Source organism: Alterinioella sp. B-7 (genome assembly GCF_056857775.1).
The window spans coordinates 1-13,518 of record NZ_JBSXNT010000032.1 but is presented as its reverse complement, the minus strand read 5'-3'; the positions used below and the strand labels follow the sequence as shown (position 1 = coordinate 13,518).

General features: G+C 66.5%; 16 protein-coding genes. 14 read left to right on the top strand and 2 right to left on the bottom strand.

Going from position 1 to position 13,518, the window contains the following annotated elements; translation table 11 throughout:
- Window positions 1–13: 13 nt before the first annotated feature.
- A complete protein-coding gene (locus tag AC13C7_RS09770) occupies window positions 14–739 on the bottom strand; it encodes a class I SAM-dependent methyltransferase (protein ID WP_482867352.1) in 726 nt (241 codons plus the stop codon).
- Window positions 740–813: 74 nt separating this feature from the next.
- Between AC13C7_RS09770 and AC13C7_RS09765 the strand changes: the two genes are divergently transcribed.
- The 14 genes from AC13C7_RS09765 (at window position 814) to AC13C7_RS09700 (ending at window position 13,069) form a co-directional block, all read left to right on the top strand.
- Window positions 814–1,233, top strand: coding sequence for an ASCH domain-containing protein (locus AC13C7_RS09765; RefSeq protein ID WP_446119865.1), 420 nt, complete (start codon window positions 814–816; stop codon window positions 1,231–1,233).
- 157 nt (window positions 1,234–1,390) lie between these two features.
- A complete protein-coding gene (locus tag AC13C7_RS09760) occupies window positions 1,391–3,331 on the top strand; it encodes an ATP-binding protein (protein ID WP_482867351.1) in 1,941 nt (646 codons plus the stop codon).
- A complete protein-coding gene (locus AC13C7_RS09755; RefSeq protein ID WP_482867350.1) occupies window positions 3,328–3,990 on the top strand; it encodes a glutathione S-transferase family protein in 663 nt (220 codons plus the stop codon). Before AC13C7_RS09760 ends, AC13C7_RS09755 begins: the two co-directional genes overlap by 4 nt.
- The gene (locus AC13C7_RS09750; protein WP_172317217.1) at window positions 3,990–4,841 is read left to right on the top strand and encodes a hydroxymethylglutaryl-CoA lyase; all 852 of its coding nucleotides are present in this window, start codon (window positions 3,990–3,992) and stop codon (window positions 4,839–4,841) included. Before AC13C7_RS09755 ends, AC13C7_RS09750 begins: the two co-directional genes overlap by 1 nt.
- A 4-nt stretch (window positions 4,842–4,845) precedes the next feature.
- Window positions 4,846–5,628 (top strand): crotonase/enoyl-CoA hydratase family protein, encoded by a 783-nt coding sequence (locus AC13C7_RS09745; protein ID WP_172317219.1) that lies wholly within the window; start codon window positions 4,846–4,848, stop codon window positions 5,626–5,628.
- Window positions 5,629–6,239: 611 nt separating this feature from the next.
- Entirely contained in the window at window positions 6,240–6,605 is a 366-nt protein-coding gene (locus tag AC13C7_RS09740) for an NADH-quinone oxidoreductase subunit A (protein ID WP_172317221.1), read from the top strand.
- A complete protein-coding gene (locus AC13C7_RS09735; RefSeq protein WP_172317223.1) occupies window positions 6,605–7,129 on the top strand; it encodes a NuoB/complex I 20 kDa subunit family protein in 525 nt (174 codons plus the stop codon). Before AC13C7_RS09740 ends, AC13C7_RS09735 begins: the two co-directional genes overlap by 1 nt.
- A gap of 16 nt (window positions 7,130–7,145) precedes the next feature.
- Entirely contained in the window at window positions 7,146–7,757 is a 612-nt protein-coding gene (locus AC13C7_RS09730) for an NADH-quinone oxidoreductase subunit C (RefSeq protein ID WP_172317225.1), read from the top strand.
- A gap of 2 nt (window positions 7,758–7,759) precedes the next feature.
- Window positions 7,760–8,626: a sulfotransferase family protein gene (locus AC13C7_RS09725; protein WP_482867349.1), complete on the top strand. Its 867-nt coding sequence runs from the start codon at window positions 7,760–7,762 to the stop codon at window positions 8,624–8,626.
- Entirely contained in the window at window positions 8,623–9,846 is a 1,224-nt protein-coding gene (locus tag AC13C7_RS09720) for an NADH-quinone oxidoreductase subunit D (protein ID WP_482867348.1), read from the top strand. The genes AC13C7_RS09725 and AC13C7_RS09720 overlap by 4 nt, the downstream gene beginning before the upstream one ends.
- 22 nt (window positions 9,847–9,868) lie before the next feature.
- The gene (locus tag AC13C7_RS09715) at window positions 9,869–10,228 is read left to right on the top strand and encodes a hypothetical protein (RefSeq protein WP_482867347.1); all 360 of its coding nucleotides are present in this window, start codon (window positions 9,869–9,871) and stop codon (window positions 10,226–10,228) included.
- Between the two features lie 17 nt (window positions 10,229–10,245).
- The gene (locus AC13C7_RS09710; protein WP_482867346.1) at window positions 10,246–10,905 is read left to right on the top strand and encodes a hypothetical protein; all 660 of its coding nucleotides are present in this window, start codon (window positions 10,246–10,248) and stop codon (window positions 10,903–10,905) included.
- Between the two features lie 87 nt (window positions 10,906–10,992).
- Entirely contained in the window at window positions 10,993–12,195 is a 1,203-nt protein-coding gene (locus AC13C7_RS09705) for an NADH-quinone oxidoreductase subunit E (RefSeq protein WP_172317233.1), read from the top strand.
- Between the two features lie 151 nt (window positions 12,196–12,346).
- Window positions 12,347–13,069, top strand: coding sequence for a class I SAM-dependent methyltransferase (locus AC13C7_RS09700; protein WP_172317234.1), 723 nt, complete (start codon window positions 12,347–12,349; stop codon window positions 13,067–13,069).
- A 187-nt stretch (window positions 13,070–13,256) separates the two neighbouring features.
- On the opposite strand, the gene AC13C7_RS09695 is transcribed toward AC13C7_RS09700, so the two are convergent.
- Window positions 13,257–13,518, bottom strand: a 262-nt coding sequence (locus AC13C7_RS09695; RefSeq protein WP_482867345.1) for a hypothetical protein, incomplete at its 5' end; no start/stop codon positions are given.

Sequence of the window (13,518 nt, the reverse complement as noted above, 5' to 3'; positions counted from 1 at the left end):
GCCCCTGCGGGCGTCAGTCGCGCGGTCGATGTCCCGTCAGCAGGAGCGCGCTGCCGCCGGTCAGGCGGGTCTCGGTGACGCTCAGCCCCGCGATGCGCAGCGCCCTGGTGACGCTGTCTCCGGTGCCGAAATTCTTCGTGTATGCCCCGAGCATCATGAAGTCCTGGGCGCCGCGCAGGAACATCCGTTCGACGAGGGGCAGTACGCGGTCGAGATAGAGCCGGTAGAGCGGGCGCAGGCGCCAGCCGAGCGGGTCGGTCGCCTCGATCAGCGAGAACGGCGCGCCGGGTTTGAGGATGCGATGAAGCTGGGTGGCAAAGATCCGGTGCTGCGCGGCGTCGAAGGTCTTGAGGCCGAAGGTGGAGATCGCGAAATCGGCAGAGGTGTCGGGCAGGTCGGTTTCCAGCATGTTGGCGCACAGATGCGTGATGCGACGCGCGCGGGGCCCGTGCAGCCGCGCGACGGCCTCGGCGTGCATGGCGGGGCTGATGCCGATGGCGGTGATTTGCGCGATTTCCGGAAAGCGCGCCAGAAGATGCGGCCAGACCTCGCCGGTGCCCGCCATCAGATCGACGCCCCGCGCGGGCAATCCCTGCGGCAGGTCCAGCCCCGCGACACAGTGACGGCGCCAGCGCCGAACCAGACCGAAGGAGGCCACCGCGCTCCAGACCCGGTAATTGGCCGAGCAGCGGTCGAACACCTCGGCGATATAGGTCGGATCGTAGATATCGCGTGTCATGGCCAGCAGCCTGTGGCGGTTGCGGCTGGTTGGCAAGGGGCGAGCGGAGCGGCGTTCGGAAAGGGGGGACGGCCATGACAGGTCCGAGCTTGCAGCAGATCATCGACGCCAACCCCGAGGCCGAGACCTTCCGCTTCGGCGACGGGCCGGAGCTGTCGGCGGAGATCCTCGCGCTGGTGCGTGCGGGGAAGAAGACCGCGACCTGCGAGGCGATGCGGGTCTATGAGGGCGAGGGGGATGCCCTGCCGGTCGTCGGTCGGCGCGACGTGGCGCTGAACTGGGACGGGACACCGGCCTTGATGGTCGAGACGGTCGAGGTCAGCACCCGGCGTTTCGACCAGATGGATGCGGCGTTCGTTGCGGCGCAGGGCGAGTTCCGCGACCTGGCGCATTGGCGCGCGGCCTACAAGGCGTATTTCACCCGCAATGGCGGCTTCAGCCCGGATATGGAGTTGATGTGCGAGCGGTTCCGCGTGGTGGAGGATTACGCATGAGGCGGGCAAGAATTCTGGAAAATTCTTCCACCGCTTCAATGGTGGGCGGAGTCGGGTTTGGAGATTGCGGGAGCGAGGGGCCAGCCCCTCGCGCTCCCCGGGATATTTATGGAACAAAGAAGGGGTGGGGGGTATCCGCTGCTTCGGAGGGGTTGAGATGTTTGACAAGATCCTGATTGCGAACCGGGGCGAGATTGCCTGCCGGGTCATGGCAACGGCGCGCAAGCTGGGGGTGCGCAGTGTGGCGGTCTATTCCGATGCCGATGCGGGCGCGGCCCATGTGGCGATGGCCGATGAGGCGGTGCATATCGGCGGGCCTGCGCCCGCCGACAGCTACCTGCGCGGCGATGTCATCATAGGGGCGGCGCTGGAGACAGGCGCGCAGGCGATCCATCCCGGTTACGGCTTCCTGTCGGAAAACCCCGGTTTCGTCGAGGCGGTGGACGCGGCGGGGCTGGTCTTTATCGGGCCCTCGGCCAGTGCCATTCGCAAGATGGGGCTGAAGGACGCCGCCAAGGCGCTGATGGAGGAGGCGGGCGTGCCCGTCGTGCCGGGCTATCATGGCGAGAACCAGGATCCGGGCTTCCTGGCCGAGCAGGCCAGGGCCATCGGCTATCCCGTCCTGATCAAGGCGGTCGCGGGCGGTGGCGGCAAGGGGATGCGCAAGGTCGAGGCCGCGAAAGGCTTTGGCGATGCGCTGGCCTCTGCCATGGGCGAGGCCAGGACCGCCTTCGGCAATGATGCCGTGCTGATCGAGAAATACATCCAGCAGCCGCGCCATATCGAGGTGCAGGTGTTCGGCGATGGCACGCATGCGGTGCATCTCTTCGAGCGCGATTGTTCCCTGCAACGCCGCCACCAGAAGGTGATCGAGGAAGCGCCTGCCCCCGGCATGACAGAGGAGATGCGTGCCGCGATGGGCGAGGCGGGCGTGCGTGCCGCCGAGGCGATCGGCTATTCGGGGGCCGGAACCGTCGAGTTCATCGTCGATGGCTCACACGGGCTTCGCCCCGACGGGTTCTGGTTCATGGAGATGAACACCCGGCTTCAGGTGGAACATCCCGTCACCGAGGCCATCACCGGGGTCGATCTCGTCGAATGGCAATTGCGTGTGGCAAGCGGCGAGAGCCTGCCCTGCGCCCAGGAGGATCTGTCGATCACGGGCCATGCGTTCGAGGCCCGGCTCTATGCGGAGGATGTGCCCAAGGGCTTCCTGCCTGCCACCGGCACCCTGGCGCATCTGGTCTTCCCCGACGGCGCGCGCTCTGACACCGGCGTGCGGCCCGGCGATGCGATCAGCCCCTGGTATGATCCGATGATCGCCAAGATCATCACCCATGGGCCGACGCGGGGCATTGCGCTCAAGCAGATGGAGCAGGCGCTGAGCCATACGGAAGTTGCGGGCTCGGTCACCAACCTGGCCTTCCTGCGCGCGCTGACCCGGCATCAGGGCTTTGCGGCGGGCGAGGTGGATACCGGGCTCATCGACCGCGACCTTGACGTATTGGCGAAAGACCCGGTCGCCTGTTCGCGCTGCCGGTCGCTGGCCGCCCTCGGCGCGCTCGGGCTGCATGAGGGTCAGGACGCTCTCGCGGGATTCACCCTGTGGGAGCCGCTGCACCAATATGCCGTCTTCGGCTATCGTGACGAGGTGTTGCCGGCAATGGTGGAGACGCTCGCCCCCGGCCATTTCCGCGTCACGCTGGAGGGGGCGGCCCATGAGGTCAGCCGCGACTTGGTCGGCTGGCGCATCGACGGCGCGCTGGTGCCCGCGCGGGTGGTGCGCCATGCGGCGGGCCTGCACGTGTTCTGGGGCAATGCCTACGGGTTCGACATCATCGACCCGCTGGATGTCGCCGCCGCCGCCGGGGCGGTCGCAGGCGTGATCGAGGCGCCGATGCCGGGGCTGGTGAAAGCGGTTTATGTCGAGGCGGGGCAACGGGTCACCGCGGGCGACCGGCTGGCCGTGCTGGAGGCGATGAAGATGGAGCATACGCTGAGCGCGGGCCGCGACGGGGTGGTGGCCGAGGTGCTGGCGGGCGCAGGTGATCAGGTCGAGGCGGGGGCCGCGCTGATCGTGCTGGAGGAGGAGGAATGATCCGCCTGCATCACGTCGCGCAAAGCCGCTCGATGCGCACGCTCTGGCTGCTGCATGAGCTGGGCGTGCCTTTCGAGGTCCGGACATGGCCCTTCGACAAGGCGCTGCGGGGGGCGGAGTTCCTCGCGCTCAACCCGGCGGGGCGCGTGCCCGCGCTGGAGATGGACGGGCGCAGCTACTGGGAAACCGGGGCAATCACCGAGATCCTGTGCGAGCGCTTCGCGCAGGCCGGGCTTGGCCGCGCGCCGGATCATGCGGAGCGCGCCGATTGGCTGATCTACCTGCATTTCTCCGAGACCATCAGCCAGCATACCGCCGCGCTGACGCAGCAGCATATCGCGCTTTACGATGACGCGATGCGCAGCCCGGTGATCATGAAGCTGGAGGCAAAGCGGCTGGCAAAATGCCTCGGCGTGATCGAGGCGCGGGTCGCGGTGCGGGACTACCTGCTGGAGGGCGGATTTTCAGCGGCGGATGTCTCGGTGGGGCAGGCCGTCTACATGGCGCGCCATTTCGTGCGGCTGGACGGGTTTCCGGCGCTCTCCGCCTGGTATGCGCGCATCACCGCGCGGCCCGGTTTCGTGGCCGCAACCCCGATCACGGGCGAGGAGGACCAGCTCTATACCCGCGATTACTATGAACCCTGGGAGGGCAAGTGATGGCACGTGTCGAGATTTTCGAGGTCGGCCCGCGCGACGGGTTGCAGAACGAGGCGCGGCTCATTCCGGCGGCGGACAAGATCGCGCTGGTCGATTGCCTCAGTCGCGCCGGGTTCCGCCGGATCGAGGTGGCCAGTTTCGTCTCGCCGAAATGGGTGCCGCAGATGGCGACCTCGGCGGAGGTGCTGGCGGGGATCACGCGGGCGCCGGGTGTGTCCTATGCGGCGCTCACGCCCAACATGAAGGGCTATGAGGGCGCGAAGGCGGCGCGTGCCGACGAGATCGCGATTTTCGCCTCGGCATCGGAAGGGTTCTCCAAGGCCAATATCAACGCCACCATCGAGGAGAGCATCACCCGTTTCGTGCCGGTGGCGCAGGCGGCGAGAGCCGATGGAATTCCGGTGCGCGGCTATATCTCCTGCGTGACCGACTGCCCCTTCGACGGGCCGACGCCGCCCGCCGAGGTGGCCCGCGTGGTGGCGACCCTGCGCAATATCGGCTGCTACGAAATCTCGCTTGGCGACACGATCGGGCAGGGGCGGCCCGAAACCGTTGACGCGATGCTGGAGGCGGTCTTGCAGGAATGCGCGCCGGAGGAACTGGCCGGCCATTTTCACGATACCGCCGGTCGCGCGCTGGACAATATCGAGGTGGCTCTGGCGCGCGGGCTAAAGGTGTTCGATGCCGCCGTCGGAGGGCTTGGCGGGTGTCCCTACGCGCCGGGGGCCGCGGGCAATTTGGCCACGGAACGGGTCGCCGACCGGCTGGCGGAGCTGGGGCACGAGACCGGGCTGGACCGCGCCGTGATCGCTGAGGCAGTGACGATGGCGCGCGCGTTAAGGGAAGGATAAGCCCATGGAAACGATAGATATTCAGACCGATGACCGGGGCGTTGCGACGCTGACGCTCGCGCGGCCCGAGAAGCATAACGCGCTGTCGGCGCAGATGATCGCGGAGCTGACGCAGGCGGCGGAGCAGCTTGGCAACGATCCTGCCGTGCGCGTCGTGGTGCTGACCGGCGACGGGCGCAGCTTCTGCGCGGGCGGCGACCTGGGCTGGATGCAGGAACAGATGCGCGCCGACGCGGCAACCCGCGGGGCCGAGGCGCGGAAATTGGCCGAGATGCTCGGGGCGCTCGACCGGATGCCGAAGCCGCTGATTGGCCGGGTGCAGGGCCAGGCCTTTGGTGGCGGCGTGGGCATGATGTCGGTCTGTGACGTGGCCATTGGCGCGGACGGCGCCAGGTTCGGGCTGACCGAAACCCGGCTCGGCCTGATCCCGGCCACTATCGGGCCCTATGTCGTGGCCCGCATGGGCGCGGCGCGGGCACGGCGGGTCTTCATGTCGGCGCGGATATTCGGCGCGGAGGAGGCGGTGGCGTTGGGCCTGCTGGCCCGCGCGGTGCCCGAGGCTGACCTGGATGCGGCGGTCGAGGCCGAAGTGGCGCCTTACCTCAACTGCGCCCCCGGCGCGGTGGCCGCCGCCAAGACGCTGGTGGCCCGTCTGGAGCCGCGCGTCGATGCCGCCACCATCGACATGACCATCGAGGCGCTGGTCGCGGCCTGGGAAAGCGACGAGGCGCGCGAGGGTGTCGCGGCCTTCTTCGACAAGCGCAAGGCGGCGTGGATGCCGGACTGACATCCACCGGGCCCAGGGCCAGGGCCCTCACCCCTTCTTTGTTCCCAAAATATCCATGGGGGAGCGCGAGGGGGCAATCAGCCCCCTCGCACCGGTCGGCGCCGAAGGCGGCGAAATCACCTGCGGCCTGCACCCCTGCTTGCCAATCGGTCACGGACAGGCTTTTCTGTCCGGACATCCGAATGGGCACCCTGCTTGGCGCGCGCGGCAATACCGGCGCGGCACGCCGCCGCGCGTTCTTGTTGCGCCTCCGGGGGGAGGATGCGCGCCGTTGTCGAGCGACGGGCCGCACCCCGCCACCCTTTCCGGGGCATGAGATGGTCCCGGGCTGGCGCCCGCGCGGGGACTGGTTTCCGGTGATCTTGCAGGGTTGAGGGGCGGCAGGCTTTTCGAAAAGCCTCATCAAGAGCTTTGCAAAGCTCTTGTCCCGCGCGGGGGGGAGCCCGCGGTTCGCCGCCCGCCTCGACGCGGCCGACGCCCGGACGGCGAATTGGCGGATCTGCCGCGCCCGCTTGCCGTTGACCCTGCCACGGGGCAGGGCTAAACCCCTTGAGGGAAAGATACGCCAATGGACGGCGCGCAACGCGCGCGCCGGGAAGGAGCCACATCCGATGGACGAGTTGCTGCGGGAATACCTCCCCGTCCTTTTGTTTCTGGCCGTGGCCATCGGGCTCGGGCTTGTCCTGATCCTCGCGGCCATCGTGCTGGCGGTGCGCAACCCCGACCCCGAGAAGGTCTCGGCCTATGAATGCGGGTTCAACGCCTTCGACGACGCGCGGATGAAATTCGACGTGCGATTCTACCTCGTCGCGATCCTCTTCATCATCTTCGACCTCGAGATCGCCTTTCTCTTCCCCTGGGCCGTCGCCTTCGGGGATATGTCTATGGCGGGGTTCTGGTCGATGATGGTGTTCCTGGCCGTGCTGACCATCGGCTTTGCCTATGAGTGGAAGAAGGGAGCGCTGGAATGGGAGTGATGGCTGGACAGAACACCGCGGGCCATGATCCCGAATACGCCACCCAGACCCTGAATGCCGAGCTTCAGGACAAGGGGTTCCTGCTGACCACGGCGGAGGACCTGATCAACTGGGCGCGCACCGGCAGCTTGCACTGGATGACCTTCGGCCTCGCCTGCTGCGCGGTCGAGATGATGCACACCTCGATGCCGCGCTATGACGCCGAACGTTTCGGAATCGCGCCGCGCGCCTCCCCCCGCCAGTCGGACGTGATGATCGTGGCGGGAACCCTGACCAACAAGATGGCGCCAGCGCTGCGCAAGGTCTATGACCAGATGCCCGAGCCGCGTTACGTGATCTCGATGGGCTCCTGCGCCAATGGCGGCGGCTATTACCACTACAGCTATTCCGTGGTGCGCGGCTGCGACCGGATCGTGCCGGTGGACCTCTACGTGCCCGGCTGCCCGCCGACCGCCGAGGCCCTGCTTTACGGGCTCTTGCAACTGCAACGCAAGATCCGCCGCACCGGAACGATCGCGCGATGAAGGAGTGCCCCAGATCATGACCCAAGACTTGCAAGACCTGGCCGACCTGATCACCCAGAAACAGGGCGATGCGGTGATCGGCACGGATATCGCCTTTGGCGAGCTGACGGTCGAGATCACCCCCGCCTCGGTTCCCGATTTCGTCGAGTTCCTCAAGACCGACCGCGAATGCCGCTTCTCGACCCTGATCGACATTACCGCCGTCGATTATCCGACCCGCGACAAGCGCTTCGATGTGGTCTGGCATTTCCTGTCGATGTATCAGAACCACCGCATCCGGGTGCGCGCCCGCGTCCGCGAAAGCGACATGGTGCCCTCGATCGTCGAGGTCTACCCGGCCGCCAACTGGTTCGAGCGCGAGGTGTTCGACATGTATGGCCTGATGTTCAAGGGCCATCCCGACCTGCGCCGGATCCTGACCGATTACGGCTTTCGCGGCTACCCGCTGCGCAAGGATTTCCCGACCACCGGCTATACCGAGGTGCGCTATGACGAGGCGTTGAAGCGCGTCGTCTACGAGCCCGTCAACCTGGTCCAGGAATACCGCCAGTTCGATTTCATGAGCCCCTGGGAAGGTGCCGAGTACATCCTGCCCGGCGATGAAAAGCCCGAGGCGGCGAAGGGCTGACCATGGGCGACGCAACCCTCCTTTTCGGGATCGGCGCGGCCAAGGCGGGGACCACCTGGCTTTACCGCTTTCTCGCCGCGCACCCCGAGGTACGGCTGCCCGCCGTGAAGGAGCTGCATTATTTCGACACCGCCGAAACCGGCAAGTTCGACCGCCAGGTCGCCCGGATGCGCAAGGAAAAGGCGCGCCGCACGGGGCGGCTGCCCACCGGTGACGAGAAGCTGGACCGCCGGCTGAAACGCGAGGTCTGGGCCTATAACCGCTGGCTGAATGTCATCGCCGACCCCTCCGACGCGGCTTATGTCGATTTCCTGACCCATAAGGCCGGGGATGCCCGCGTCGTGGGCGACATCACCCCCGCCTATGCGACGCTCTCCGAGGCCAGCCTGACCCGGATGGCGGGGCTGGCCCCGAGAACCCGGTTCATCTACCTGATGCGCGACCCGCTGGACCGGCTCTGGTCCAATATCCGCATGGCTGCCGCGCGCAGGGCAGGGGTGTTGAAAGACACCGCCGAGGCGCTGCTCGAAAAGGTGGTTTCCGGCGACGACCAGACCATCACCGCGCGCTCGAACTACGCCCTGACGCTGGCCCGTGTGAACGCCGCGCTGGACCCCAGGACGGTGTTCCTGGGCTTCTACGAGACGCTCTTTCAGCCCGAGACCGTGGCGCGGATCTGCGACTTTCTGGGGATCACGCCCCGCGCCGCCAAGACGCAGGCACGCGTGCTGGCGGGCGAAGACCTGACAATGACCGAGGGGCAGCGCGCCCGTGCGCTGGCATGGCTGGCCCCTCAATATGATGCGGTGCGCGGGGCCATGGGTGCCCTGCCGCAACGCTGGACGGATAACATGGAGGCGCTGGCATGATGGATGGCGGCAAAGGCTTCGAGGACGCCCAGACGGGCGAACAGAAGATCCGGAATTTCAACATCAATTTCGGCCCCCAACACCCGGCGGCGCATGGCGTGCTGCGGCTGGTGCTGGAGCTGGACGGCGAGATTGTCGAACGCTGCGACCCCCATATCGGCCTGCTGCATCGCGGCACCGAAAAGCTGATGGAATCCCGCACCTACCTGCAGAACCTGCCCTATTTCGACCGGCTGGACTACGTGGCGCCGATGAACCAGGAACATGCCTGGTGCCTGGCCATCGAAAAGCTGACCGGCACCGTGGTGCCGCGCCGCGGCTCGCTCATCCGGGTGCTCTATTCCGAGATCGGGCGCATCCTCAACCACCTGCTCAACATCACCACGCAGGCGATGGATGTGGGCGCGCTGACGCCCCCCTTGTGGGGCTTCGAGGAACGCGAAAAGCTGATGATCTTCTACGAGCGGGCCTGCGGCGCGCGCCTGCACGCGGCCTATTTCCGCCCCGGCGGCGTGCATCAGGACCTGCCGCCCGAATTGCTGGACGATATCGAGACCTGGGCCAACGACTTCCCCAGGGTGATCTCGGATATTGACGAGCTTCTGTCGGAAAACCGCATCTTCAAGCAGCGTAACGCCGATATCGGCATCGTCTCGGAACAGGACGCGCTGGATTGGGGCTTTTCGGGCGTCATGGTGCGCGGCAGCGGCATGGCCTGGGACTTGCGCCGCGCGCAACCCTATGAATGCTATGACGAGTTCGACTTCCAGATCCCCGTTGGCAAGAACGGCGATTGCTATGACCGGTATCTCGTGCGGATGGAGGAGATGCGCCAAAGCCTGGCGATCATCCACCAATCCATCGAGAAGCTGCGCGCGCCCGAGGGCAAGGGCGACGTCATGGCGCGCGGCAAGCTCAGCCCGCCCTCGCGCAAGGACATGAAGACCTCGATGGAGGCGCTCATTCATCACTTCAAGCTCTATACCGAGGGCTTCCACGTGCCCCCCGGCGAGGTCTATGCCGCCGTCGAGGCCCCCAAGGGCGAATTCGGCGTCTACCTCGTCGCCGACGGCACCAACCGCCCCTACAAGGCCAAGATCCGCGCGCCGGGCTACCTGCACCTGCAAGCGATGGATTTCGTCGCGGGCGGGCACCAGCTGGCCGATGTGGCGGCGATCATCGGCACGATGGACGTGGTGTTCGGTGAGATTGATCGGTGACGGGCCGGGCGGGGGGTAGGGCATGAGCCTCACCCTCCTCACCACCCTCTGCGGCCTCATCACCTTCGCCATCCTGGCCGTCCTCGCCTATGCTTTCTGGTCCGACCCCGACAAGGGCCTGCAACAGACCACGCATCGGCTGGAGAAACTGCCCCTCGTCATGGCCGACCGCTACACGGCCTTCGCCATCCTGGCGCTGGCCTTCACGGCTTATGGCGACCTCAATATCCTGATCCTCTTCTTCGGTATCTGCGCCTTCATGGGCTTTGCCGACGGCCTCATCTACGCCCGCGCGGGCCATCCGCATTGGAAACACACCGCCAGCGGCATCCTGTCCACACTGGCGCTGTCCGTGGCGCTTGCCGCGCGCCTGACCGCCTGAGAGGAAAGGCCCCCGCCATGCGCCAGCTTCTCGGATACGCCCTTAGCCTTGCGATGCTTGCCGCCCCCGCCTTGGCGCGGGACGCGGCCGATTTCGACGCCGCCGTCGCCACGGTGCTGGCCGAGGGGTTCCCGTTCTGCGACACCGGCGCGCCCGATATGGAGGAAGGGCTCGCCCTGCGCGTTGCGGTCGAGGTGATGCAGGCCGATCCCGGCGCGCTCTCGCAATCCGAGGCCATCGCCGGGGCCAGCGAGGCCGTGCAGCGCCAGATCGCAACCGGCGCGCTGATCGCGGATGAGACCGGCCTGCGGCTGGCCGACTGCCCCGAAAGCACCGCCCAGATGACCCTGCGTTTCGCCCATCAGGCCAATGAATTGCTGCTGCTGGAGGGGCCTGCCCGCGCCGCGCTGCTGGCCGGGGCATACCGCGCCTATGGCTGCACCGTCCCGCCGGATGAGGCGCGCGCCTTCTTCCGGGCCACGATCAATCATTTCGCCGCCACCTTCGATCTGACCATTCCCCCCGCCATCCCCGATAGCGGCATCGCCTCGGTGGCGGATTTCATCGAAGCGGTCGAGATCGTCGAGGTCCGCACCCGCCGCGCCATGATCGCGCAGGGCCGCCTGATGCAGGCGGGCGACGGCACCCTGCGGCTGACCGCCTGTGCCGCGCCCTGAACGACCGCAAGGCCCAAAGAGACGCATGGACATTTTCGCGCCGCTCTGGCAGCAAGCGAACGAACGATATTCGACGGGACCGACCTGATGCTGAGACGCCTTCACCACGACCAGCCCGAAAGCTTTGCCTTCACCGACGCCAACCAGGCCTGGGCGCGCGCGCAGATCACCAAGTACCCCGAGGGGCGGCAGGCCTCGGCGATCATTCCGCTTCTGTGGCGGGCGCAGGAACAGGAAGGCTGGCTGACCCGTGCGGCCATCGAACATGTGGCGGGCATGCTGGACATGGCCTATATCCGCGCATTGGAAGTGGCGACCTTCTACTTCATGTTCCAGTTGCAGCCGGTGGGCTCCGTCGCCCATATCCAGGTCTGCGGCACCACGTCGTGCATGATCTGCGGGGCCGAAGACCTTGTCGCCATCTGCAAGGACAAGATCGCCGCCAACGCGCATGAGCTGTCATCCGATGGCAAATTCTCCTGGGAAGAGGTCGAATGCCTCGGCGCCTGCTCGAACGCGCCCATGGTGCAGATCGGCAAGGATTATTACGAGGATCTGACGGCGGAGAGCTTCACCCATATCCTCGATGAACTGGCCGCGGGCCGGGTGCCCACGCCGGGGCCGCAGAACGGGCGCTATGCGTCGGAACCCGCGGGCGGGCTGACCTCGCTGACCGACTATGCCGAGGGGCGGGACGAGCTCAACATCTCCGCCCGCCTGGCGACGGATATCGGCGACACGATCAAGCGCATCGACGGCACCGAAGTGCCGCTTCTGACGCCATGGGGCAAGCAATCGGGCAATGGCGACACGCACGCCGAGGACCACGCCGCACCCGAGCCCGAGGAGGCGCCCGAGCCGCCGGTGCAGAAATCCGAAGCGGTCGAGGCCCCGGCGCAGGAACCTGTGCGCGAAGAGGCGCGCGCCGATTCCGAGCGGGTGCCGGAAAGCGCCGCGCCGGAGGTCGACGAGGAGGCCGCCGCGCCCGAGGACCACGCCGAGGCAGGCGCCAAACCCGAGGCCGACGAGACGCTGGCCGACACGGTCGAGGAACGCGAACCCGAACTGCTCAGCTCGGCGCGCGAAGGCGGGGCCGATGACCTCAAGAAGATCAAGGGCGTCGGGCCCAAGCTGGAAGGCGTGCTGAACGATCTGGGTTTCTACCATTTCGACCAGATCGCCGCCTGGGGCCCGGCCGAGATCGCCTGGGTCGATACCCGCCTGCAATTCAAGGGCCGGATCGAGCGTGACAATTGGGTCGCACAGGCCGCCGAACTCGCCAGGGGCTGAACGCGGGCCTTTCCCGACAGGCGCAAACGCGCGATTCTGGTCGAAACACCCAAGGTGTGGCCCCGGCATCGCGCGCGATTTCCCTGCATGTTCACAGGCGCAGGGGGGCGAACGGGCCACCGGTGGGACAAGAGACCGGAGCGCCCGAGCCATGCATCACGATTACGACTCCATGTTTTCCTCGCACCAGGGGAAAGCGGCCAAGCGGCAGGCCAATGCCGATCTGCTGGCCGATACGCTCTGGCGCTACGTGCAACCGAAATCGGTGATCGACCTGGGCTGCGGCATGGGGTTCTTCCTCAAGGCCTGCGCCGACCGGGGCGCCGATATCCGCGGCATCGACGGCGAATGGAGCAAGGATGTCGCCCCCGTCGTGGCCAAATCCGCCCTCAGCTACGCCGATCTCAACCAGCCGGTGAAGCTGCGCAAGCGGCACGACCTGGCCGCCAGCATCGAGGTGGCCGAACACCTGCTGCCGGAACGCTCCGAAGGTTTCGTCGCTGACCTCTGCAAGCTCTCCGACACCGTCCTCTTCTCCGCCGGTATCCCGCATCAGGGCGGCGCGGGCCATATCAACCTGCGCTACCAGCATGAATGGGCCGAGATCTTCGCCGAGCAGGGCTATGCCTGTTTCGACCCGATCCGGCGGCGCATGGCGGCGATGGGCGATATCTACCCGTGGTTCGCGCAGAATATCCTGCTCTATATCAAGGACGGCACCGCCATCGACCCGCTGCTCGATGAACACCGCATCGCGCCGCAGGCGGCCAGCTATGTCGGTCTGACGCTCTACCACCGGCGCGAGCGCAACCTGGCGCGCAGGCTGCGCAAGGCGCGGATGGAGGCGAAACTTGCCAAGGCGGGGGAGGGTTGACGCCCGTGGCGTCTGGACGGGGATACATATGTTTTCCGTCCCCGATGCCCGGACCATGAGGAACCCGGCGCGGGCGTGATCGGATCACGCGGCAACCTTGCCCCCGATTGCCGGATAGACCTGCCTGACGGCCGGAATCGGAGTTTCGATTTGGGTGATGCCTATGTCGGCTGCGCGGGATGAAGCGTCATTCACTTTTTCTGTCGTTCCGATGGCCCTTTTTGCCCATGGCTCGCTTGATAATGGCTGCTGGAAAAACAAAGACAACAACAAGCCCCACAAGTATCGCGCCGAAAAAATGATGCAGCTTAGGACTCTCTGAAGAACCTCCCCATTTCGGCGTGATCTGGTAGGATTCTGGCGGATGACAGAGGAGCCCGCCGATGCCTAAGCAGCCAGCCATTCCCGGCCTTCGTGACGCAATGAAGAAGAAGGTGACGCGGCGGGAG